Below are 22,196 nucleotides of genomic sequence, written 5' to 3'. Positions count from 1 at the left end.
CCGGTGATCAATTCGGCTGCCACGTTCAACGAAGCCGACTTCGTGCCGGTCGCCAGCATCACGGTCGCCTATCCGCTGCTGGTGGCGCGCAAGGACTTTCCGGCCAACAACCTCAAGGAACTGGTGGCAATGGCCAAGGCCAAGCCGGGCGACATCGCCTACGGCACCTGGGGCGGGGGAAGCCTCCCGCACGTGGCCGGTGCGTGGCTCGAAAGCGAGACGGGCATCAAGCTCAATGCCGTGCCCTACAAGGGCGAGGTGCCGCTGCTCACCGAGATGCTGGGTGGCCAGATCTCCCTGGGCTGGATGTCCGTGGCCGCCGCCCAGCCGTACATCAAGGACGGCAAGCTCAAGGTGATCGGCGTCCCGGCGGAAAAGCGCTATGCCCAGTTCCCAGAGGCTGCGACCTTCATCGAGCAGGGCGTGCCGAACTTCGTGGTTCCCAGCTGGACCGGCTTCCATGCGCCCAAGGGCACGCCGCCTGACGTGGTGGCAAGGCTCAACGCCATCGTGAACGAAGCGCTTCGCATGCCGGAACTGCGCGATCGCATCCAGGAGCAAGGCCAGTTCGTCCTCACCCAGACACCCGCGCAATTCGCGGATTCGATCAAGCAGACCGCGGCACGCCTCCAACCCGTGCTGAAGAAGCTCGCACCGCTCATCCGCGAGTAAGCCATCCACCATGAATACCAAGCGCAAGATCATCATCGACCAGGATGCACATGGGCCGGCATCGACCAACCTGCAGTCCATCTTGATGCTGCTGCAGGCACCGGATGTCGAGGTGCTGGGCATTTGCGTCGTCAGCGGCGACGGGTGGTGCGACGAGAACCTGGCCCATACGCTGCGATTCCTCGAGATCGCGGGGCGCACGGACGTGCCGGTGTTCCGTGGTGCGATGTTCCCGTTGCTCAACTCGCAGCGCCGGATGCTGCAATGGGAAGGACTACACGGCCAACTGTTCTGGAAAGGCGCATGGACGGAGCGCTTCTACGACGGCAGGCCGCGACCCGGCGCGCATCCTTCGCAGCCGCGGTTCGTGCCGGAGTTGGCCGAAGGCACGCCGACCACCCTGCCGGCACCCGGAAGTGCCGCTGAATTCATGGTGCGCAGCGTGCGTGCCCATCCGGGCGAAGTCAGCATCTGGGCCGCCGGACCGATGACCAATCTGGCGCTCGCGGCACGCCTCGACCCCGAGTTTGCGAGCCTGGCCGGCGAGCTTTTCTTCATGGGCGGCAGCTTCAACCCGGTGCCGGCCGACAACCACTTCGCGCAGGAATACCGCCACAACCCGCGGCAGGAATTCAATCTGCGCTGGGACCCGGAGGCGGCATCGCTGGTGCTCAAGGAGGACTGGCGGCGGATCACGCAGATCCCGGTCGATGCCACGACGCGAACGCTCTGGTCCGCTGCTCACCAATCGGCCGCCGCGGCAGCCGGCATGCCATGGAGCGACTACCTCGGACGCTTCGGCCGCGAGTTGCCGATGTGGGATGAAGTGGCCGCGGCGCTCTGGCTCGACCCGAGCCTGGCCACGCGCCGCGAAACCATGGCCGTCGACGTGGACACGGCCTTTACCGCCAACTACGGCGCCATCCTGAGTTGGCCCGTGGGGCGCGGCCCGGGACTGGGTGAACAGGCGGTGGACGTGGTGCTCGACATCGACGTCCCGCGCATGGAGCGTCTTGCACTCGAGCTGCTTTGCGGGCGCTGAGGCCTGTTCAAGAACAAGCCGACGTGCCTGCCTTGAAGCGACATACCCACTGAATGCGTCCGGGACTGCAACGGTGGCCCGAGGCAGGTTTCAGCACCCCTTCCAAACCGCTGCACGCTTCTGCGCAAATGCAGCCGCGCCTTCCCGCGCATCGGCCGAATCGGCGATCTTCCGCGTCGCGCCACCTTGCCGCCCGAACATCTCGTCATCGGTCCAGGTGCGCGAGTCGCGCAATATCTGCTTGCTCGTCGCCACGGCCAACGGCGCGTTGGCATCGATGCGTGCGGCCAGCGCCAAGGCCTCCTGCAACGCATCGCCCGGCTCGACAAGTCGGTTGACCAGGCCCCATGCCTGGGCCTGCGTCGCAGGAATCGAATCACCGAGCAACGCCATCTCCATCGCCAGGCTCATCGGGATGCGATGCGGCAGGCGCATCAGGCCGCCAGCAGCCGCGACCAACCCGCGCTTGACCTCGGGCAGTCCGAAGTTCGCGGCGCGACTTGCCACCACGAGGTCGCATGAGAGAACGATCTCGAAGCCACCCGCCACGGCATGCCCTTCGACGGCGGCGATCAGCGGCTTCTTCGGCGGCGTCTCGCACATGCCCGCGAATCCCCTGCCCTCGATCGTCGGCTCGATGCCTTCGAAGGCAAAGGCCTTGAGGTCCATGCCCGCGCAGAAGTTGCCGCCCGCGCCCGTGATGATGCCGACGTGCAATTCCGGATTGGCATCGAGTTCGTCCATCGCCGCCGCGATGCCTTGCGCCACGGCCAGGTTGATGGCGTTACGCACCTGCGGCCGGTTGATCGTGACGACCAGCACATGGGCTTCGGTATGGAGGAGAACGGGTTCGCTCACAACGCATCCTTGTGGGTCGAGCGCAGCTTGCCGACGATGCCGCTCGGGAAGAAGTAGACCGACAGCACGAACACCGCGCCGAACCACAGCAGCCACCGGTCCGGATGGAACAGCTTCGCCAGCAACGGGATCGACTCCAGAGAACCGCTCACGCCACCCATAAGGCTCTGCAGATAGTTCTCGGCAACGACATACAGCGCCACGCCGACCACCGAGCCATACACCGTGCCCAGCCCGCCGATCACCGCCATCAGCAGGATATTGAGCATCACGTTGAATCCCACCGTCGTCTGCGGTCCGACATAGCGCAGCCACAGCGCCATCAGGATGCCGGCGCAGGTCGCGAGCGCAGCTGCGAGGCAGTTGATGGCCACGCGATAGAACAGCGTGCGGTAACCGATCGCCTCGGCGCGGAACTCGTTCTCGCGGATCGCCTCGAGCACGCGGCCGAAGCGCGAGTTGACCACGCGCAGCATCAGCAGGAACAGCAGCACCGATGCCACCAGGATCAGGTAGTAGGTCAATACCTTGCCGTTGATGGTGGTGCCGAAGACATCGCTTTCGAAGGGGCGGAAGGCCGGCGTCAGCAGTTCCGGCAGCTTGAAGGTGCGGCCGTCGTCACCGCCGGTGAAGTTGCCGAGCCGCATCACCAGCGCGCCAAACGCGGAGGCCACGGCCAGCGTCATCATCGTGTAGAAGATCGCCTTCACGCGCAGCGACACGAGCGCGATGAGGAAGGACAGCAGCACCGACAGGCACAGCGCAGCCACGCTGCCGATGGCCATCGCGCTCCAGGTCGGCCCTAGCTTGAACATCGCGATGGCCACGCCGTACGCACCGATGCCGTAGAACATCGCGTGCGCGAAGGACACCACCCCGCAGTAGCCGAGCAGCAGGTCGAACGAAGCCACCAGCACGACGAACACGCAGATGGTGGCCGCCACGTTGAGCGAGCGCGCGCCGGAGAACAGGAAGGGCGCGGTCGCGAGGTACGACAGGATCAGCACCAGCAGCCCCGTGAGGATGCGGCTGCGCGGATAGTCGCCGGAGAGGATTCTTGTCAGCATGGCGTGCTCCGCGTCAGTGCTTGTTCACGGGGTACAGGCCCTGCGGCCGCCACAGCAGCACCGCCATCATCACGAGGATGTTCGACACCAGCGCCAGATCCGGCAGCACGAAGCTCACGTAGTTGGTGCTCAACGCGATCAGCATCGCGCCGGCGAAGCAACCCGTCACCGAGCCGAGCCCGCCGATGATCACGATGATGAGCATCTGCACCAGCACCTCCGCGCCGATGGCCACGGTGAACTGCTCGCGGTAGAAGCCCCACATCACGCCGCCCAGCCCCGCCAGCGCGGATCCGCCGACGAACACCGCGACGAAGATGCCGCGCACGCGATAGCCCAGCGCCTCGACCATCGAGCGGTTCTCGACGCCCGCGCGGATCAGCAGGCCGACACGCGTGCGGTTCAGGAGCAAGGTGAGCCCGATGTAGACCACGAGGCCGATCGCCACCGCGACCAGACGGTAACGCTCGATGGCCACGTCGCCGACCACGAAGGAGCCGCGCACGGTCTCCGGCAGTGGCAGCAGCATCTGGTTGGCGCCGAACAGCACCAGCACCAACTGCTCGATGATGATCATCGCGCCGATGGTGATGAGGATCTGCTTCAGGTGATCGCCATACACCGGCTTGATGAAGAGCCGCTCGTAGACCCAGCCGAGTGCGGCCGTGACGAACATGGCCACCGCGATGATCGCGACGATGGCGATGAGGCTTGCCGCGACCTGGTCCGATTCCAGCAGACTCTTGAGCGGCGCGACCATCAGCGTCGCGGTGTAGGCGCCGACCGCGACGAAGGCAGCATGGCCGAGGTTCATCACGTCCATCAGGCCGAACACCAGCGTGAGGCCGCTGGCCATGATGAACAGCATCATGCCCATCGCGAGCGCGGCGACGGTCAGCGTGATCCAGGTCGGCACACTGCCGACCACCGGCAAAGCGAGCGCGATGAAGACGAGGATGAGAATGCCCGGCACCAGGTCGCGCTTGCGGCCCGGCAGGGCTTCGAGCGCGGTGGACTCGGCGGGCGCGGACTCCGGCAATGCCGCGGGTGATGCAAGGGTGTTGGCCATGTTGTTCCTAGTGCACCGCGCCGGCATGCAAGCCCAGCAAGCGCGCCTGCATCGCCTCGTCATCCGACAGCGCCTGCATGCTGCCCGCATGCACGATGCGCCCGTCGTCCATCACAGCCACGTGGTCGCCGAGCGCGCGCACGAAATGAAAGTTCTGCTCGACCAGCAGGATCGTCGTGTCATGTGCCTTCAGTTCGAGGAAGGCTTGCGACAGGTTGTCGACGATGGCGGGCGCGAGGCCCTTGGTCGGCTCATCGATGAGCAGCAGCTTGCGCGGCTCGATGATGGCCCGCGCGATCGCGACCATCTGCTTCTGCCCGCCCGACAGCGTCCCGCCCGGCCGCAGCCAGAAGCGCTTGAGCGCCGGGAACAGGCCGAAGATCCAGTCCAATCGCTTTTCGTCGAAACGCCCGCCGATGGCCGCGAGCCGCAGGTTTTCCTGCACCGTCAGCCCCGAGAAGATGCCCATGTCCTCCGGCACGAAGGCAATGCCGCGGCGCGAGATATCGGGCGTCTGCTCCTTGGTGATGTCGTGCCCGTCGAAGCGCAGCGCACCGGCGCTCGCATGCCACAGGCCCATGATCGTGCGCAGCGTGGTGCTCTTGCCCGCGCCATTGCGGCCCAGGAGCACCGTGAGACCGGCGCGCGGCACGACGAGGTCGACGCCTTGCAGGATGTGGTACTCGCCGATGTGCGTGTGCACGGCTTGCAGCGTGAGCAGCGGCGCGTCCTTGTCTGTTGCCTCAGGCATGCACGGCCTCCGCTCGTTTCATGGCAGGCCGCTTCACGCCGAGGTAAGCCTCCTGCACGATGGCCGAGGCCATCACCTCGGCCGGCGCGCCATCGGCCACCAGCCGACCGTTGTGCAGTACCACGATGCGGTCGGCCAGCGAATGGATCACGTCCATCTTGTGCTCCACCAGCAGGATGGTCTTGTCGCCGCGCGCCTTGAGCTTGCGGATGAGTTCGAGGATGACCGGCACCTCGTCCACGCTCATGCCGGCGGTCGGCTCATCGAACATCAGGATCTCCGGCTCCAGCGCCATGAGGATCGCGACCTCCAGCTTGCGCTTGTCGCCATGCGGCAGCTTGGAGGACACGTCGGCGCGGCGGTGCGCCAGGCCGACCTCTTGCAAATAATGCTCGGCCTGCTCGATCAGGTCATGCCGGCCACGCCACATCGCGAGCATGTTGAAGCCGGCGCTGTGGCGGCTCTGCACGGCCAGGCGGACGTTCTCGGCGACGGTGAGGCGCGGGAACAGGTTGGTGAGCTGGAAGGCGCGGCCGATGCCACGGCTGGTGCGCTGCGCGGCGCTCAGGCGCGTGATGTCCTCGCCCTTGAGATGCACCGCGCCGGCGCTTGCACGCAGCTGGCCCGACAGCAAGTTGAAGTAGGTCGTCTTGCCGGCGCCGTTGGGGCCGACGATGGCGGTGAGCGTGCCCGCGCCGAACGCGGCCGTCACGCCATCGACGGCCGCATGGCCGCCGAAGCGGATGCCCAGGCCGGTGCTAGACAGCGCCGCGGTCATGGAGGGTCACTGCTTGACCGTCACAGGCACCGGCATTTCCGACGCCGGAATCTCACGCACCAGTTCCAGCAGATCCCATTCGCTGGTGGGGTTCTTCTTCATCCTGAATTGGTACTGCGACTGCATGGCCTGGTGGTCCTCCTTGCGGAAGGTCATCTTGCCCTTGGGGGTGTCGAACTCCATGCCCTCCATCGCCGCGATGAGCTTGGGCGTGGCGACCGAGTTGGCCTTCTTCACGCCGGCCACGATGGCCGCCGCGGTGACGAAGCCGCCGGCGGTGAACAGGTCGGGCGGCATGTTGTAGCGCTTCTGGTGTTCGGCGACGAGCCAGTCGTTCATCGCATTCTTGGGGAAGCCGTAGTAGTAGAAGGTGCCGCCGGTGACGTCGAGGCCCTTCCACGGCTTGGTGTTCTCGAGGTTGGCGCCGCCGATGGAGAGGAATTCGATGCCGTAGCGGCCCGGGTTCAGCTCGGAGATCTTGCGGATCGGGTTCGGCGCGCCCCAGATCACGACCAGGTACTTCTTGCCGGTGACGTTCTTCATGCCGTCGAAGATGCGCTGCATCGGCGCGGTGAAGTCGGTCGTGGCCAGCGGGATGAACTCTTCCTGCACGACCTTGGCCTTGCTCTTGGTCAGCGCCAGCGCTTCCTTGAAGGCCTTCACGCCGTCGCGGCCGTAGACATAGTCAGGCGCGAGGAAGGCGATGTTGTCACCGTCCTTTAGGCTGGCCGCGCTTGCGAGCGCGTCCTGGAAGGAATTGCGGCTGGCGCGGAACAAGTTCTTGTTCCAGGCCGAGCCGGTGAGTGAATCGGCAATGGCGGGCTCGATCATCAGCAGCTTGCCGTACTCCTCCGCCACCGGCGCCATCGCCAGCGCGCCGCCGGACCACGAGGTGCCGATGGCGATGTCGGCCTTGTCATCGGACAGCGCCTCGGTCAGCATGGCCTTCGACAATTCGGGCTTCATCTGGTCGTCCTTGACCACGATGTCGACCTTGCGGCCGATCAGCGTCATCGTGCCGCCGGTGAGGTATTCCATGCCCAGCCGGAAGCCGCGCTCGGTGTCGCGCGCATAGGCCTCCGACGGGCCGGTCTTGCTCGCGATCAATGCGATCTTGATCGGCTTGTTGTCTTGCGCTACCGCGGGCAGCACCAGGCATGCGGCCAGCGCGATCGCGGCGCTTGCCATCAGTCTCTTCGTCAGCATCATTGAGTTGTCTCCTTGGGATGGGGGTGTATCAAGCGACTGCGCGCTGGCGGCCTTGCCAATAGGGCGCGCGCAGGATGCGCTTCAGGATCTTTCCGCTCGGGTTGCGTGGCAGTTCGTGCACGACGTCGACGCTCTTCGGGCACTTGTAGTGCGCGAGATTGGCGCGCATGAAATCGATGATGTCGCGCGGCTCGACCTCTGCGCCGGGGCGCAGCACGACGCAGGCCTTGACCGCCTCGCCCCAGGTGTCGTCGGGCACGCCAATGACCGCACCATCGGCGACGGCTGGATGGCGCATCAGCACGTTCTCGACCTCGGCCGGATAGATGTTCTCGCCGCCCGAGACGATCATGTCCTTGATGCGGTCGTTGATGTAGAGGTACCCGTTCTTGACGTAGCCGCCATCGCCCGATCGCAGCCAGCCACCGTTGGCGTTGCGGCCCTCGGGGTAAGCCTGCGCGGTGGCGTCAGGGTTGCGCCAGTACTCCTTGAGATTGCGGTCCGACTCGATCCAGATCTCGCCGACCTCGCCATCGGGCAGGTCCTGCATCGTGATCGGGTCGACGATGCGCAGCTTGCCGCCGCCGATGGGGCGACCGGCCGAGCGCAGCAGCTCCGCATCGCCGGAGCGATGGTCGTCAGGAAACAGGAAGGTCGCGGGGCCGGACACTTCGGTGAGCCCGTAGACCTGCAGGAAGTCGCAGCCGAACAGGTCGACGGCTTGCTTCAGCGTGGTCTCGCTGATCGGCGAGCCGCCATAGGCGATGAGCTTCACGCCGGAATAGTCATTGGCCTTGGCGCCCGGCACCTGCAGCATGAACAGCAGCATGGCCGGCACGACGAAGGAATGCGTGATGCCGTGTGCCGAGAAAGCCTTCAGGTACTGCACCGGATCGAAGTCGGCGAACACGGTCGTCAGGCCGCCGTTCTGCAACGGCATCAACAGCATCGTCATGCCCGCGACGTGGAACACCGGCAGCGGGTTGCCGAGGATGCTCGACTGCTCGAACTTCCATTCGCGCTCGACCACGCGGCTGGTCGACAGCAGGCCGGCATGCGAGAGCACGATGCCCTTGGGCAGGCCGGTGGTGCCGGAGGAATAGAGCTGCAATGCGGCGTCGTGCGTGTCGAGTTCGACAGGCGTCAGGTTGGGACTCGCATCGGCATACCACTGCACGAACGAGGGCACGTCGCCCTGCGGTGCCTCGGTACAGACCAGCTGCCTCACCAGCGGCAGCCTGGCGGCCTGTTGCACCGTCGGCATGAAGGCCGCATCGGCCATGAGGAACGGTGCCTCGCCGTTGTTGACGATGTACTCGACCTCGTGCGGCGCGAGGCGCCAATTCACCGGCATGCACACGGCGCCGAGCTTGCATGCGGCCAGCGTCAGGAGGATGCATTCGATGTGCTGCTTCGTCAGCACCGCCACGCGCGAGCCGCGGCCCACGCCCATCGCGGCGAGGGCGTTGGCGATGCGATTCGTGTGGATGTCGACGTCGCGGAACGTGAGCCAGCGCTCGCCGTTGCGGTAGGCCGGCGCGTCGGGGCGGATCGCGGCTTGGCGTTGCAGGCTTTGGACGAGGGTGAGGTCTTCCATGTGAGTTTCTCGAGTAGGAGTCACGCGGCGTGCCAGTCGGAGATGCGCTTGCCCCGCTTCGCCAGGTCGGCGAGCAGCGGCGATACGGTCCAGTAGCCGAACGCGTTGCCGCGCACCTGTCCGTAGTGCAGCAGTCGCTCGGCGATCACGGGCAGACCGATGTAGTCGGCCATGAACATCGGTCCGCCCTTGTGGTCGGGGAAGCCGTAGCCAGCGGTCCACACGATGTCGATGTCGCTGGGGCGGTAGGCAATGCCCTCTTCCAGGATCTTCGCGCCCTCGTTGATGAGCGGGTACAGCAGGCGCTCGACGATCTCCTGCTGGCTGATGTCGCTGCGCTGGGCGATGTCGTGCGCGACGGCCAGTTCCCTGGCAAGCCGCCCGGTCTCCGGGTCGCCGACGGGCTTGCGACCGTCGTAGCGGTAGTAGCCCGCGCCGGTCTTCTGGCCGAAGCGGCCCAGTTCGAACATCGTGCGCACCATGGCGCGGTAGCTGTCGTCCGGCGGCAGGCCGCCCGCCTTGCCGTATTCGATGACCGTCTTCGCACCCACGTCGATGCCGGCCATGTCGAGCATGCGGCACGGCCCCATCGCCATGCCGAGCGCCTCGACCGCGCCGTCGATCTCGGCCGGCGTCGCGCCTTCCATCATCAGGAACTCCGCCTCGCGCATGTAGACCTCGGCCATGCGGTTGCCGATGAAGCCGTAGCAGACGCCCGACACCACGGCCACCTTGCCGATCTTGCGGGCGAGTTGCATGACGGTCGCCAGCACCTCGGGCGCGGTCTTCGCGCCACGCACCACTTCCAGCAGGCGCATGACGTTGGCCGGGCTGAAGAAGTGCATGCCGACCACGTCGGCCGGGCGGCCGGTGGCTTCGGCCAGTACGTCGACGTCGAGCGTCGAGGTGTTGGTGGCGATGATCGCGCCGGGCTTGCAGACGCCGCCGAGCCTGGCGCAGACCTGCTTCTTCAAGTCCATGTTCTCGAACACGGCCTCGATGACGAGGTCGCAGCTGGCCAGCGCTTCATGGTCGAGCGTGCCGCGCAAAAGGGCCATGCGTTGCGCGACCTGCTCGCTGGTGAGCCGGCCCTTGGCCGCGCTGGCCTCGTAGTTGGCGCGCACGATGCCCAGGCCACGGTCAAGCGCGGCCTGCGTGGTCTCGACCAGCACCGTCGGAATGCCGGCGTTGGCGAAGTTCATCGCGATGCCGCCGCCCATCGTGCCCGCGCCGACGATGCCGACCGATGCGACCGCCCGCAGCGCCACGTCCTTCGGCAGACCCGGGATCTTGCCGGCCTGGCGCTCGGCGAAGAACAGGTGGCGTTGTGCTTTCGATTCAGGCGAGGTGCGCAGTTCCTCGAACAGGCGCGCCTCCACCGCTTCGCCCTCGGCGAAGGGCAGCGTCGAGGCCTGCACCGCCAGCACGATGTTGCGGGCTGACGGGTAGAACGCCTTCTTGCGCCTGGCTTCGTCGAGCGCGCGCTCGAAGTAGTCCGCCGGCAGGCCGACCTGCGACACCTTGATCCCGCTGATGCGGCGCGGCCCGGCGCCCCGCGCCACCAGCGCGTTCGCAAACGCCAGGCCGACCTCGAGCGGCGCGCCCTCCTTCACCTCGTCGACGATGCCGGCCCGCTGCGCGGCCGTGGCCTTGATGCTGCGGCCGGTGGCGATCATGTCCAGCGCGAGTTCGATGCCGGCCACGCGCGGCAGGCGCTGCGTGCCGAGAGAGCCGGGCAGCAGCCCCAGCTTGACCTCCGGCAGCCCGACCAGCGTGCCCGGCAAGGCCACGCGGTAGTGGCAGGCCAAGGCCAGTTCGAGACCGCCACCCAGCACCGTGCCGTGCAAGGCAGCGACCACGGGCCGGTCTTGCGACTCCAGCCGCATCAACGTGCCGTTGTAGACCGTGGCCGTGAAATCGGGGCTGTCGAAGGAGCTGATGTCGCCGCCGGCGACGAAGGTACGGCCTTCGCAATGGACCAGTAGTGCCGCGTAGCTGCGGTCGGCCTCGAAGGCATCCAGCGCCGCGACCATGCCTGCCAGCACACCGGACGACACTGCGTTGACGGGCGGGTTGGCGATGCGCAGGACGGCGATGTCGCCATGGCGGTCGAGGGAGACGGGGTCAGTCATCCAGTCAGGCTAGCAAAGGGGGATGAATGTCTCTTGCGTCCACACGCTGTCCGTGCTGGGGTCAGACCCGAGCCGTGGGCATGACGCGCAAGGTGCAGGCGCGGCGTTGCGTGGCGAAGGAAAGGCAGTCAGCCAGTGCGCGCAAGATCGTGCAAGTCCGTAGGCCTACGATCGACGTCATGAACCTGCAGGACAAGGTGGTCGTCATCACTGGGGGCGCAAGCGGCATCGGCGCCGCCATGGCGCGGCGCTTCGTCGTGGAAGGCGCGAGGGTCGTGGTCGTCGCCGACCGCGATGGCGCGCGGGCCGACGCGCTCGTGGACCGGCTTCGAAGCGAAGGCCTGGGCGGTGCCCTCGCCGCCACTGTCGACGTGTCCAGCGAGGCCACCATCACCGGGCTGATCAATGACATCGAAGCCCGGCACGGCCCCATCGACCTCTTCTGCAGCAACGCCGGCACCACCATCCCCGGCGGGCCCGAATTGCCCGATGCCGATTGGCGCCATGTGCTTGACATCAACCTCATGGCCCACGTGCATGCCGCCCGTGCCCTGCTGCCACGCATGCTGGCGCGCGGCGGCGGCTACCTGTTGCAGACCGCATCGGCCGCGGGCCTGTTGTCGCAGTTCGACGCGCCCTATGCAGTCAGCAAGCACGCGGCGGTGGCCTTCGCGGAATGGTTGTCGATCACCTACGGCGACCGCGGCATCCGCGTGAGCTGCCTCTGCCCCGGCGCGGTCGACACGCCCCTGCTCCAGGCCGAAAGCCCGGCGCGCCGCGCGCTGATGTCCCAGGGCGTGATCGACCCCGACGCGGTGGCCGGCATCGTTGTGCAGGGCCTGGCCGAGGAGCGATTCCTGATCCTGACGCATGACTTCGTGCAGGCGCAGATCGAGCGCAAGGCCACGGACCGCGAGCGTTGGATTCGCGGCATGCGGCGGCTGCACGCACAGGCGTGAAGCACCGCGTCGGTTCAGGAACCGGCTGCCGCTTCCACGCCTTGTTCGGCGCCCCGCCGGCGCCCCTGTGCGTGATGGCCCTCACGCCGCCACTCCCACGGTGCGACGGCGTCCGTGCTCTGCCATATTCCGCGATGGGCCTTGCGCGCCTCCTCCTCCGCGAACGAATAAGCCACCCGGTCCGCCGCCGATTGTTCGCGCGCATAGGCCCGATACCACCAGGCCAGTCCCCTCTCGACCTGCTCGCGATTGACGTCGACACTGCCCACCAGGACGACCCCGATGGCGCGCCCGTAGCGGTCTAGCTTGTCAGTCTCCACATTCACGGTCTTGCCGGCCACCATCGCTGACAGGCTCTGCTGCGACACCTTGCCGAAGGGTTGGTTCTTCTCAGGTGCGTCGATGCCTGCCAGGCGGATCCTGTGCTGCCTGTCCGACGCATCCAGCACGGTGATCGTGTCGCCATCGGACACCTTCACGACGCGACCGGCGATCACGTCCGCGAAAGCGGCGACTGGTACCCACTGGCATGTTGCAACCAGTGTGAGGACGGCGATGAGATTCGATGGATTGCGCTTGCCTGCGGCCCCGCTCACGTAGCGCCCAGGATCAGTCGCTCTGCCTCGTAGGTGTCCGAGGTCACCTGCTTGCGATAAGTGTTGGCCTTGTGACGCGCAATCTCTTCCCTGCAGCGTTCGACGGCTTCCTCGGTGGTCTCGTTGGTAAAGGCCAGCTTCGTCACGACCACCATGAATTCCAGGAGCGCCATGAACCCGAAGAAGACCACCCATGCCCCGATCCCGAACGGCTTGCCGCCCAGATAGGCATGCAGCGCGACCAGCCTTTCGATCAGGCCGGCGTCCTGAAGCGCGCTGCCCTTGGCTTTTGCAATCTCGGCCTGCATGTCCGGATGCAGCTGCTGCAGCGCTGCCTTCGCAACTTCGTGCATCTGCCGCCGCAGTTCCGCTTCCTTCACCAGCCGGTCAACGAGGGGGCCCGCGCCGCGCCGCCCGCTTCCACCGCGTCCGTTCGCCTCGGCGGTTGCCGCCGCGACGGCGGCGTCCCAATCGTCCTTTGTCTCACGGACAACGAGCAACTGAGCCGCCTTCAACTTGTCGTACTTCTGCGTGATGGCAGATTCCTGCGACGCTTGAAGCTCCTTGCTGATCTCCTTCTCGAAGAGCACCAGGTCCACAGTCGATGCGCCGATAAAGGCGATCAGAAGCCCCATCAGCAGACGAAACACGTACACCGGCTTCGACGACGGGACAGCCAGGATCAGCCGCTCGACCATGAAGATCAGCAACGCACATCCAAACGCGACACCCGCACTTGCTCCGACCGACAACCCAAAGATGGTCGAGGCCAGCAAGTAGCCCGTCACCAGCCAGAGCACGACGGGAATGTGGATGGCCATGCCGAACGCGGCAAAGCGCCGCTGGCTCGATCGGTGCCATTTGCGCACGCTGTCGGGCTGCTCGCCCGCGGCCAGCCACAGGTAGGATGAGATCGACATGCCGATGGTCCTCAGGCCGCCAGCAGATCGAAGTCCAGCGCGTCGGTCACGCCGCGATCGAAGCCGAGGTGGAACTTGTTCAGCGCCGCCTGTACCCAGCCTTGGCCCTGTTCGGCCAACGTGGCCTGGTACTCGAGCACCCCGACTTGTCGGTCCAGGTGCTCGATCGTCAAGCGCAATCGTGCCGTGAGTTCGTCGCTGAAGCTTTCGATCTTGAGGATCTCGGTGTTCACTCGATCACGCTTCGAGAGACGCCGCTCGATCATGGCGCTCAGCACCAGTTGGAAGTCCGCGGCGATCTCCTGCTTGCCCAGGTCCATGGCCTGCCGGGTGCCGCATCGGCTCCCGTGATGGCGACCGAACCCGTAGTAGTTGTGGGCGAAGAAGTCCTTGATCTCGGGCTCGCGCAGCATCCCCACGGGCGGCTGCATCGAGGCCTGCTGCTGCTGCGCGTCGCCGTCATGGTCGGTATCCGGCGCCGCAGCAAGCGAGCCCGCGGCTTGCGGCTGTGCCTGCGCCGCTGCAGCCGATGACGAGGGGGTGTCGGTGCCGGGCTCGCTGGCGGCGTCGGGCGCGCTGGTTTGCGGCGCCGCCGATTCCTTGAAGACGGCGTCGTGGATCACTGGCGTCTCGTGCGGCTGAGTGGCTTTCTTGCGGAAGATGGATAGCAATTTCATGTCGGTTCTTGATAAATAAGGTTCGGTACGCAAACTCGCTGCCCACCACGAAATACGTGCATGGCGAGCAAACATCTTCATCAAGGCGCATGCGCCCAGCCGGGACTGAAGATCAGAGGTGGCGGCCGCTCCCGTCCAGGAGTCGGCCGAGGCACGAGGCAGATCCGCCCTCGCGACCAATTCGAGATCGCGCGCCCCGAGAACGCACGTGATGCACAAGAAATACCCGCAAGTGACGGCCTGCGGCCCCGTGTTGCCCTGCGCTAGGCCGACTGGCGCTGCCGGGACGCGGGTGCGTCGAGCAGTGCAAGTCGCGCTGCATGGTCTTCAACGAAACGTCGAGGTCTGACGCGATCGAAGTACAGCAGCATCAGCTCCCATGAAGCAGGTGGACAAGCCCGGGTTCCGGACTCCCACGAACTCACGGCACGAGCCGTCGCATAGACAACCTCGCCGAACTCCGCCAGCGTCAAGTGCACCGCCTCGCGCAATGCCCGGACCTGCTGGGGCGTGGGACTTTCCACACGCTGTGGTGCTGGCGGGTTATTGACTTCGACGGGCATTCTGGAAGGCGGATCTCGGCTTGCAACGACAAGGCACAATTGTGTCTAAATGTCATTAATGCATGAATTGTCATGCACTATGTGCAGGGTTGCCAGGCACTTTGTCACGCTTTCATGGGTGCGAAGCGGATCGGCCTCGGCCCCACACCAGACCGGGGCGGCTTCATTTCCGTCGATGGAAAAGCGCGCAACCGTGCGCGGGTGCTGCATCGCGACCCGACGCATTGGAAAGCCGCGCATCGCCGGCTGCCCGCGATGATCGATGCGATGAACGCCCGCTTTGCCGCCGCCGAGGGCCGGCGACCTACACCCAACGCCGCACAGCCTCCGCCGTGTCGCTCGGCTTCGTGTTGAAGCAGATCTTCGCTGTCGGCGCATGGGCATGAACGATGTTGATCAACCGCTCGAACAACAGGAAGTGCGCCGGCAGCGTACGAACACCGGCACCGATCGCGACGCAATCGAAGGGCTCGCCCGAGAGCGCCTCGGTCACCACCTGCCCTGCCGTCTCGCCCAGGTCCGTCAGGCACAGGTGGGCGTCGTAGCCAAGGCCGTTCAGCGTGGCCTGGTCGGCGGCCAGTCCGGCGCGCACCTTGTCGGCGTTCATGTCCGGCATCGCGCTGAAGTCGACCAGGCTGGGCTCCAGGCCGATGACCAGCACACGCTTCCTTTTCGCATTCATGCATCGCTCCTGTTCGGGATGGGGGACCTTCATTGAATCACTGTTACGAAGCACTGCGGGATTCGTCCGAACCGACGATCCCTGCATGCCGGTTGCGTGACACCATGACTCACAACCGCGAGCGCAGGACTGCACAACATGCCGATCGATTTCCACCCCGCCTGGCTCGACGAAGAGCTGACGATGTACCGCGACACCGTCGCCCGCTTCGTCGACACCGAGATGCTTCCGCAGGACGAGGAATCGCGAAAGCGCGGCCACGTCGGCCATGATCTGTGGCGCCGCGCCGGCGAACTTGGCCTGCTGTGCTCCGACATCCCCGAGGCCTACGGTGGCGGTGGCGGCGACTTCCGGCACGAGGCCGCTTTCTACGACGCGATGTCGCGTCGCGGCCTGACCGGCATGAGCCCTTCCGTGCACAGCATCGTCGCGCACTACCTGCTCAATCACGGCACCGAGGCGCAGAAGCAACGCTACCTCCCACGCATGGCGCGCGGCGAGATCGTCGGCGCCATCGCGATGACCGAACCGGGCGCCGGCTCCGACCTGCAGGGCGTGCGCACGCGCGCCGAACGCCGCGGCGACAACTACGTGATCAACGGCTCCAAGACCTTCATCACCAACGGCTACCTCGCCGGGCTGGTGCTGGTGGTGGCCAAGACCGACCCTGCGCAGCGCGCCCGCGGCACCTCGATCCTCATCGTCGAGCCGTCGGAGGTCGAGGGCTTTCGTGTCGGCCGCGTGCTCGACAAGATCGGCCTCAAGGCGCAGGACACCTCGGAGCTTTTCTTCGACGACGTGACGGTGCCGGCCGAGAACATCCTCGGCGGCCAGGAGGGCCAGGGCTTCTTCCAGCTGATGTCCGACCTGCCGTACGAGCGCACCATCATCGGCGTGCTCGCGGTCGCGGCCATGGAGGGCGCCTACGAGGCGACGCTCGACTACGTGCGGCAACGCAATGCCTTCGGCAAGCCGATCGCCGACTTCCAGAATACGCGCTTCAAGCTGGCCGAGATTGCGACCACGATCAAGGTGGCGCGCACCTTCGTCGACCGCTGCGTGGCGGACCTGGTGGCCGGCAAGCTCGACACCGCCACCGCCTCGATGGTGAAGCTCTGGACCTCGGAGCAGCAAGGCAAGGTCATCGACGAATGCCTGCAACTGCATGGCGGCTACGGCTTCATGACGGAATACTTGATCGGTCGCATGTACGTCGACTGCCGCATCCAGCGCATCTACGGCGGCACGAACGAGGTCATGAAGGAAGTCATCTCCCGCGCAATGTAATGACCCACCCCCGAATGCGCCTGCGGCGCTCCCCCTCAAGGGGGCGCACCCAGCGGCCCGGCAAAGCCGATTCCGCGGGTGCCCACGAACAGAGCGTGCCCGCCCTCGTTCTATTCGTCGCAGAAGAAGCTTTGCGTCATGGAGCAATGAATTGAAGTACGAACACCTCGAAGTGAACATCCAGGACGCCGTCGCCTGGGTCACGCTGAACCGGCCGGAGCGCCTCAACGCGCTCAACCCGAAGATGATCGCCGAGCTCACCGACTTCTTCGGCGGGCTGCGCGCCGGGTCGTCGGTGCGCGTCGTGATCCTGCGCGGTGCCGGCCGCGCGTTCTGCGCCGGGCTCGACCTCAAGGAGTTCCAGTCCGATGGCGCACGCAAGGGCGTGGGCGAGATGCTGGAGTTCCAGCGCAAGGTGCGCGACATCATGATCGCGATGCGTCGTTGCCCGCAGCCAGTCATCAGCATCGTCAATGGCTCGGCCAGCGGTGGCGGCTTTGCGTTGGCGCTGGCCTCCGACATCCGGCTGGCCACCGCCGATGCGCGCATGAACGCATCGTTCATCCGCCTCGGGCTCAGCGGCTGCGACGTTGGCGTGAGCTACTTCCTGCCGCGCATGGTCGGTGCATCGGTGGCGGCCGAGCTGTTGCTGACGGGCCGCTTCCTCCACGCGCAACGCGCGCTGGCGCTCGGCCTGGTCAGCCACATCGGGACGGTCGAGGAACTCGAAGCCGAAGCCACCGCGCTCGCCGACGAGATGCTGCGCGCCACGCCGCTCGGCCTGCAGTTGACGAAGGATGCGCTCGGCATCGCGATCGACGCGAATTCGCTCGAAGCGGTGATCGCGCTGGAGGACCGCAACCAGGTGCTCTGCACGCAAGGCGAGGACTTTGCGGAGGGCGTCGCCGCCTTCCTGGAGAAGCGCGCACCCAAGTACGGCGCCGCATGACGAACGACACTTCCGCGCTCGTGACGGTCGACCGGCCCATGGCCGGTTGCGCCGTGGTCACGCTGAATCGCCCGCGCGCCATGAACGCCCTGTCGCTCGCGCTGCGACGCGAACTGGTGTCGACCTTCGAAGCCCTGCGCTCCGACGCCGACGCACGGGTCATCGTGCTGACCGGCGCAGGCAACGCGTTCTGCGCGGGGCTCGACTTGAAGGAACTCGGCGCTGCCGCAGAGCCGGGCGCGGCCGTCGCGCCCAACCCCGACGAAGACCCGATGCAGGCCATGCTGCGCCTGCAGGCCCCAGTGATCGGCGCGATCAACGGGCCGGCGATCACCGGCGGCTTCGAGCTGGCACTCGCCTGCGACTTGATGATCGCCTCGACGCGCGCCAGCTTCGCCGACACGCATGCGCGCGTGCGCGTGATACCGGGCTGGGGACTGTCGCAGCGGCTGCCGCGCCTGATCGGTCCCGGCCGCGCGAAGGAGTTGTCCCTGACCGGCAATTTCCTCGGCGCGGAACAAGCCGCGGCGTGGGGGCTGGTGAACCGCGTCGTCGAACCCCAAGACCTGCTGCCCGCCACGCTGAAGCTGGCGAGCGACATGCTGTCGGTGTTGCCCGAGATGCTGGTCGCCTACAAGCGCCTCATCGATGACGGCCTGCGCGGCAACCTTGCCGACGGTCTGGAACTGGAGCGCGAGCGCTCGCGCGCATGGGCCGCCGACTTGCGCGGCGCCGACATCGAAGACCGACGCCGGCAGATCGCGGAACGCGGACGCGCGCAAGGCAAGCCGGCGAGCTGAACAACGGCCGCGCACCGCATCAGGTGGCCAGCGCCATGCGCGCGTCAGCCCCGGTCGGGAAGTCGCCCAAGTGCGCATCGATGCCCATGGCTGCAGCGCGTCGCCGCGCCTCCGCGACATACAGCTCGACATTGCCGGCCTTCACATCCTCGTAGCCGCGCACCATGTCCGGCAGGCCGGCCAGCGCGACCATCTGCGCATGATTGGCCGGCGTGACGCTGGCGGCCATCGTGTCGACCAGTGCTTCATAGTGCGCGACCAGCATGCGCTCCATGCGCCGCCCGGGCGTTGCACCGAACACGTCGAAGGCGGTGCCGCGCAGCCGCTTGCCCCAGCGCAGCAACTTCAGCACCGGCGCGAACCACGGCCCCAGTTGGACCTTGTTCTTCACGCCGAGCTTGCGCAGGAAGGTCGGATGCATGTGCCAGGTGATGCGGGCATTCGCACCGAATGTGCGCTGCAGCCGCGCTTCTTCTGCGCCGTCCAGCAGCAGGCGCGCCACCTCGTACTCGTCCTTGTAGGCCATCAGCTTGTGGAGGTTCTTCGCAACGGCGATGGCCAGCGCGTCGCCTTCTCCTCCGAGCTCTCGCTCCGCGTCATGCAATGCCTTCACACGCTCGACGTAGCGCGTGGCGCAAGCGAGGTCCTGGAACGCGATCAGCTCCGGCACGCGCAGTTCGAGCACGCGCTGCAGTTCGCCCGTGGCGCCCACGCGGTCGATGAGTTCACGCACCTGCGGCGACAACGCGGGGGCCGATGGTGCTTCCGATTCGTCACGCGCCATTGCCGCATCGACGCGCGCCCGGTCGGCCACTACCAGCCGGCCCCAGCGAAAAGCCTCCAGGTTCATCTCGACCGAGGTCCCGTTCAACCGGATCGCATCCTCGATCGCCTCACCCGGAATCGGCAAGGCACCCGCCTGGTAGGCCACGCCCACCAGCAGCATGTTGCTCGCCATGTGATCGCCGAACAGCCGCTCGGCCGTGTGTTGCGCATCGATGAAGACGTTGTGCGCGCTGCGGCTGGCCGCGTCGATCGCCTCGCGCAGGCTGTCCGGCGCGGGATAGTGCTTGTCCTTGTTGGCCACCATCTCGCCGGTCGGCACCTGCGTGGTCGACACGATCGCCACCGTGCGTTCCGGCGAGGCCAGCGCCAGGTTCTGCGCACTCACGCCGACGAGCGGGTCGAACACCAGGTACAGGTCCGCGCTCCCGGTGCCCACGGTCGGCGAGCCTTCCAGGTCCTTCGGCATCACCTTCAGGTGCGACACCACGGGCCCCGCCTTCTGGCTGGAGCCGGTGTGGTCATAGGTCTGCACCTTCATGCCGCTGCGGAAGGCCGCCGTGCCCAGCACCTGGTTGACGGTGACCACGCCGGTGCCGCCGATGCCGGTCAGGCAGATCGAGAACAGGTCCTGCGGCACGATCAGCTTGGGCTCCGCGAGCGCGACGTCCGAGGGGAATGGCGCCTTGCGTGCCGCCCGCTTCTTCTGCACGCCCTCGACCGGCTCGACCGTCACGAAGGACGGGCAGTCGCCCTTCAGGCAGGACAGGTCCTGGTTGCAGGACGACTGGTGGATGGCGGTCTTGCGGCCGAACTCGGTCTCCACCGGCTGCACGCTGAGGCAGTTCGACTTCTTGCCGCAGTCGCCGCAGCCTTCGCAGACGCGCTGGTTGATGAACGCCGAGCGCGGCCTGTATTCCATCTTGCCGCGCTTGCGCAGCCGTCGCTTCTCCGTCGCGCACTGCTGGTCATGGATCAGCACCGTGACGCCATCGGTCGCTGCCAACAGTTGCTCGGCTTCGATCAGGCGGTCGCGGTGCCAGACCTCTGCGCCATGCACCTTGCCTTGCGCATACTTCTGCGGCTCGTCCGATGTGATGAGGATGCGTTTCACGCCCTCGGCCTCCAGCGACTTCACCATGTCCGGCACGCTCATGCCGCCGAGCACGTCCTGCCCGCCCGTCATCGCGACGGTCGAGTTGTAGAGCAGTTTGTAGGTGATGTGGGTACCGGTCGCGACGGCGAAGCGGATCGCCAGGCTGCCGGAATGCGCGAAGGTGCCGTCGCCCAGGTTCTGGAAGAAGTGCCGCGTGTCGGTGAAGGGCGCGAGACCTACCCACTGCGCGCCCTCCCCGCCCATCTGCGTGTAGCCCTTGACCTCGCCATGCCCCGGCCCCATCCACAGCGCCATGATGTGGCAGCCGATGCCCGCGCCGACGATCGCGCCATCGGGCAGCTTGAGGCTGCTGTTGTGCGGGCAGCCCGAGCAGAAGAAGGGCGTGCGCGCCGTGCCGAGCATGATCGGCGCGCGCTTCGTCGCGCCGGGCAACAGCGCGCGTTGCTGCATCTGCGGCGTGTCGGCCAGCGGACCGAGCCGCTTCAGCAACGCCTTGGCGATCGCATCCGGCGACAGTTCCCCGAAGGCTGGCAACAGTTGCTCGCCACGTTCGTCGTTCTTGCCGACGATGCGCGGGCGCTGGGCCTCGCCATACAGGATGTCCTTGACGAAGAGTTCGAGGAAGGGCCGCTTGTCCTCGATGACGACGATCTCCTCCAGCCCGCGCGCGAACTCGCGCACGATGCCCGGCTCCAGCGGAAACAGCATGCCGATCTTCAGGATGGAGATGCCCCGCGCCAACAGGGCCTTGTCGTCCAGTCCGATCGCGCGCAGCGCCTCGCGCAGGTCGTAGTAGGTCTTGCCGCTGGTCAGCAGTCCGATGCGCGCATTCGGCGCCCGCACCACGATGCGGTTCAGCTTGTTGGCGGCGGCATAGCGACGCGCCACTTCCAGCTGCTCGTCGAAGATCATCCGCTCGGCCTCGAGCATCGGCGGCCCGGCCACGTTGGTGCGGATCACGGGCTTCAATGGTTTGTCGCCGAACAGCAGGTTCGGCATCACCGGCACCACGCGCCCCGGGCCGACCCACGCGACGGCCGCGCTGTCAGCCACGTCGTTGACGAACTTGAAGCCCACCCACAACCCGCAGGCGCGCGACAGCGCATAGCCATGCAGGCCGAAGTCGATCACCTCCTGGATGTTGCCGGGCGCCAGCACGGGCATGTAGAACTTGTAGAAGGCGGTGTTGGAATCGCTCGGGAAGATCGTCGAACGCGCATGCGGGTCGTCGCCGGCCACCGCCAGCACACCGCCGTTGCGGCCGACGCCGCGGAAGTTGTGGTGGTGGAACGCATCGCCGGTGCGGTCCACGCCCGGCGCCTTGCCGAACCACATCGAGAACACGCCGTCATAGCGCGCCCCGGGAATGTCGTGCAGCACCTGCGTGCCGAATGCGGCCGTGGCGGCCAGTTCCTCGTTCAGGCCGGTGCGGTGCACGATGTGGTGTTCGTCGAGCAGGGCCTTGTTGCGGTCCATCTCGCGGTCGACATTGCCCACCGGCGAGCCCGGGTAGCCGCAGACGAAGCCAGCCGTGTTGAGTCCGCTGCGCAGGTCCAGCCGCCGCTGGTCCAGCATCACGCGCAGCAGCGCCTGCGTCCCGTTGAGATAGATCGGTCCTTCCTCCAGCGTGAAGCGACGCTCCAGGCTGAACGGATCGGCAGTTGCGTCGACGGCGCGTGCGTTCATGG

The 22,196-nt window shown here is 66.5% G+C and carries 20 protein-coding genes; 6 read left to right on the top strand and 14 right to left on the bottom strand.

All coding sequences use genetic code 11. The features are described 5' to 3' along the window. Both WKW82_RS21300 and WKW82_RS21295 read left to right on the top strand, forming a co-directional pair. On the top strand, nt 1-672 hold a 672-nt coding region (locus WKW82_RS21300), incomplete at its 5' end, for a tripartite tricarboxylate transporter substrate binding protein (protein WP_340344331.1). 10 nt (nt 673-682) lie between these two features. Continuing rightward, nucleotides 683-1,714: a nucleoside hydrolase gene (locus WKW82_RS21295; RefSeq protein ID WP_340344330.1), complete on the top strand. Its 1,032-nt coding sequence runs from the start codon at nt 683-685 to the stop codon at nt 1,712-1,714. Nucleotides 1,715-1,804: 90 nt separating this feature from the next. Here the strand turns inward: WKW82_RS21295 and WKW82_RS21290 are convergent, their stop codons facing one another. The 8 genes from WKW82_RS21290 to WKW82_RS21255 are packed head-to-tail and all read right to left on the bottom strand — an operon-like array spanning nt 1,805 to nt 11,175. Then, entirely contained in the window at nt 1,805-2,572 is a 768-nt protein-coding gene (locus tag WKW82_RS21290) for a crotonase/enoyl-CoA hydratase family protein (protein ID WP_340344329.1), read from the bottom strand. Next, nucleotides 2,569-3,639 carry a branched-chain amino acid ABC transporter permease gene (locus WKW82_RS21285; protein WP_340344328.1) on the bottom strand — a complete coding sequence of 357 codons (1,071 nt, stop codon included), beginning with the start codon at nt 3,637-3,639 and terminating at the stop codon, nt 2,569-2,571. The genes WKW82_RS21290 and WKW82_RS21285 overlap by 4 nt, the downstream gene beginning before the upstream one ends. Nucleotides 3,640-3,652: 13 nt before the next feature. Next, entirely contained in the window at nt 3,653-4,708 is a 1,056-nt protein-coding gene (locus tag WKW82_RS21280; RefSeq protein ID WP_340344327.1) for a branched-chain amino acid ABC transporter permease, read from the bottom strand. A 7-nt stretch (nt 4,709-4,715) separates the two neighbouring features. Further along, entirely contained in the window at nt 4,716-5,459 is a 744-nt protein-coding gene (locus tag WKW82_RS21275) for an ABC transporter ATP-binding protein (protein WP_340344326.1), read from the bottom strand. Next, nucleotides 5,452-6,237, bottom strand: coding sequence for an ABC transporter ATP-binding protein (locus WKW82_RS21270; protein ID WP_340344325.1), 786 nt, complete (start codon nt 6,235-6,237; stop codon nt 5,452-5,454). Before WKW82_RS21270 ends, WKW82_RS21275 begins: the two co-directional genes overlap by 8 nt. A gap of 6 nt (nt 6,238-6,243) precedes the next feature. Further along, nucleotides 6,244-7,446, bottom strand: coding sequence for a substrate-binding domain-containing protein (locus WKW82_RS21265; RefSeq protein WP_340344324.1), 1,203 nt, complete (start codon nt 7,444-7,446; stop codon nt 6,244-6,246). A gap of 28 nt (nt 7,447-7,474) precedes the next feature. Beyond that, a complete protein-coding gene (locus WKW82_RS21260) occupies nt 7,475-9,043 on the bottom strand; it encodes a long-chain-fatty-acid--CoA ligase (RefSeq protein ID WP_340344323.1) in 1,569 nt (522 codons plus the stop codon). 20 nt (nt 9,044-9,063) lie between these two features. Then, a complete protein-coding gene (locus WKW82_RS21255) occupies nt 9,064-11,175 on the bottom strand; it encodes a 3-hydroxyacyl-CoA dehydrogenase NAD-binding domain-containing protein (RefSeq protein ID WP_340344322.1) in 2,112 nt (703 codons plus the stop codon). Between the two features lie 179 nt (nt 11,176-11,354). Between WKW82_RS21255 and WKW82_RS21250 the strand changes: the two genes are divergently transcribed. Then, a complete protein-coding gene (locus WKW82_RS21250; protein ID WP_340344321.1) occupies nt 11,355-12,134 on the top strand; it encodes an SDR family oxidoreductase in 780 nt (259 codons plus the stop codon). 14 nt (nt 12,135-12,148) lie between these two features. Here the strand turns inward: WKW82_RS21250 and WKW82_RS21245 are convergent, their stop codons facing one another. The 5 genes from WKW82_RS21245 to WKW82_RS21225 form a co-directional block, all read right to left on the bottom strand. Beyond that, complete coding sequence (locus WKW82_RS21245; RefSeq protein WP_340344320.1) at nt 12,149-12,730, bottom strand: thermonuclease family protein; 582 nt, start codon at nt 12,728-12,730, stop codon at nt 12,149-12,151. Beyond that, nucleotides 12,727-13,650, bottom strand: a complete 924-nt coding sequence (locus WKW82_RS21240; RefSeq protein ID WP_340344319.1) for a DUF4407 domain-containing protein — start codon at nt 13,648-13,650, stop codon at nt 12,727-12,729. The genes WKW82_RS21245 and WKW82_RS21240 overlap by 4 nt, the downstream gene beginning before the upstream one ends. 11 nt (nt 13,651-13,661) lie before the next feature. After that, on the bottom strand, nt 13,662-14,327 hold the full coding sequence (locus tag WKW82_RS21235; protein WP_340344318.1) for a hypothetical protein: 666 nt from the start codon (nt 14,325-14,327) through the stop codon (nt 13,662-13,664). Nucleotides 14,328-14,590: 263 nt separating this feature from the next. Next, nucleotides 14,591-14,890, bottom strand: coding sequence for a helix-turn-helix domain-containing protein (locus WKW82_RS21230; protein ID WP_340344317.1), 300 nt, complete (start codon nt 14,888-14,890; stop codon nt 14,591-14,593). Between the two features lie 304 nt (nt 14,891-15,194). Then, entirely contained in the window at nt 15,195-15,572 is a 378-nt protein-coding gene (locus tag WKW82_RS21225; protein WP_340344316.1) for a hypothetical protein, read from the bottom strand. A gap of 138 nt (nt 15,573-15,710) precedes the next feature. On the opposite strand from WKW82_RS21225, the gene WKW82_RS21220 reads away from it, so the two are divergent. The 3 genes from WKW82_RS21220 to WKW82_RS21210 all read left to right on the top strand — a co-directional run bounded on the left by WKW82_RS21220 (nt 15,711) and on the right by WKW82_RS21210 (nt 18,608). Continuing rightward, nucleotides 15,711-16,859: an acyl-CoA dehydrogenase family protein gene (locus WKW82_RS21220; RefSeq protein WP_340344315.1), complete on the top strand. Its 1,149-nt coding sequence runs from the start codon at nt 15,711-15,713 to the stop codon at nt 16,857-16,859. A gap of 151 nt (nt 16,860-17,010) precedes the next feature. Next, on the top strand, nt 17,011-17,808 hold the full coding sequence (locus tag WKW82_RS21215) for an enoyl-CoA hydratase/isomerase family protein (protein ID WP_340344314.1): 798 nt from the start codon (nt 17,011-17,013) through the stop codon (nt 17,806-17,808). Beyond that, entirely contained in the window at nt 17,805-18,608 is an 804-nt protein-coding gene (locus WKW82_RS21210; RefSeq protein WP_340344313.1) for an enoyl-CoA hydratase, read from the top strand. Before WKW82_RS21215 ends, WKW82_RS21210 begins: the two co-directional genes overlap by 4 nt. A 19-nt stretch (nt 18,609-18,627) precedes the next feature. Here the strand turns inward: WKW82_RS21210 and WKW82_RS21205 are convergent, their stop codons facing one another. Beyond that, entirely contained in the window at nt 18,628-22,194 is a 3,567-nt protein-coding gene (locus WKW82_RS21205) for an indolepyruvate ferredoxin oxidoreductase family protein (protein ID WP_340344312.1), read from the bottom strand. Nucleotides 22,195-22,196 lie beyond the last annotated feature (2 nt).

Source organism: Variovorax rhizosphaerae, from assembly GCF_037889975.1.
GTDB classification, from domain to species: domain Bacteria; phylum Pseudomonadota; class Gammaproteobacteria; order Burkholderiales; family Burkholderiaceae_C; genus Variovorax; species Variovorax rhizosphaerae.
Note: the sequence above shows the minus strand (reverse complement) of the source record. Positions and strands in the feature narration are given on the sequence as shown.

What these genes read in the sequence shown, in the direction of transcription:
- WKW82_RS21295 (WP_340344330.1), top strand. Translation starts at nt 683, where the DNA reads ATGAATACCAAGCGCAAGATCATCATCGACCAGGATGCACATGGGCCG.
- WKW82_RS21250 (WP_340344321.1), top strand. Translation starts at nt 11,355, where the DNA reads ATGAACCTGCAGGACAAGGTGGTCGTCATCACTGGGGGCGCAAGCGGC.
- WKW82_RS21265 (WP_340344324.1), bottom strand. Translation starts at nt 7,446, where the DNA reads ATGATGCTGACGAAGAGACTGATGGCAAGCGCCGCGATCGCGCTGGCC.
- WKW82_RS21230 (WP_340344317.1), bottom strand. Translation starts at nt 14,890, where the DNA reads ATGCCCGTCGAAGTCAATAACCCGCCAGCACCACAGCGTGTGGAAAGT.
- WKW82_RS21260 (WP_340344323.1), bottom strand. Translation starts at nt 9,043, where the DNA reads ATGGAAGACCTCACCCTCGTCCAAAGCCTGCAACGCCAAGCCGCGATC.
- WKW82_RS21270 (WP_340344325.1), bottom strand. Translation starts at nt 6,237, where the DNA reads ATGACCGCGGCGCTGTCTAGCACCGGCCTGGGCATCCGCTTCGGCGGC.
- WKW82_RS21210 (WP_340344313.1), top strand. Translation starts at nt 17,805, where the DNA reads ATGACGAACGACACTTCCGCGCTCGTGACGGTCGACCGGCCCATGGCC.
- WKW82_RS21285 (WP_340344328.1), bottom strand. Translation starts at nt 3,639, where the DNA reads ATGCTGACAAGAATCCTCTCCGGCGACTATCCGCGCAGCCGCATCCTC.
- WKW82_RS21205 (WP_340344312.1), bottom strand. Translation starts at nt 22,194, where the DNA reads ATGAACGCACGCGCCGTCGACGCAACTGCCGATCCGTTCAGCCTGGAG.
- WKW82_RS21275 (WP_340344326.1), bottom strand. Translation starts at nt 5,459, where the DNA reads ATGCCTGAGGCAACAGACAAGGACGCGCCGCTGCTCACGCTGCAAGCC.
- WKW82_RS21280 (WP_340344327.1), bottom strand. Translation starts at nt 4,708, where the DNA reads ATGGCCAACACCCTTGCATCACCCGCGGCATTGCCGGAGTCCGCGCCC.
- WKW82_RS21225 (WP_340344316.1), bottom strand. Translation starts at nt 15,572, where the DNA reads ATGAATGCGAAAAGGAAGCGTGTGCTGGTCATCGGCCTGGAGCCCAGC.
- WKW82_RS21235 (WP_340344318.1), bottom strand. Translation starts at nt 14,327, where the DNA reads ATGAAATTGCTATCCATCTTCCGCAAGAAAGCCACTCAGCCGCACGAG.
- WKW82_RS21255 (WP_340344322.1), bottom strand. Translation starts at nt 11,175, where the DNA reads ATGACTGACCCCGTCTCCCTCGACCGCCATGGCGACATCGCCGTCCTG.
- WKW82_RS21220 (WP_340344315.1), top strand. Translation starts at nt 15,711, where the DNA reads ATGCCGATCGATTTCCACCCCGCCTGGCTCGACGAAGAGCTGACGATG.
- WKW82_RS21240 (WP_340344319.1), bottom strand. Translation starts at nt 13,650, where the DNA reads ATGTCGATCTCATCCTACCTGTGGCTGGCCGCGGGCGAGCAGCCCGAC.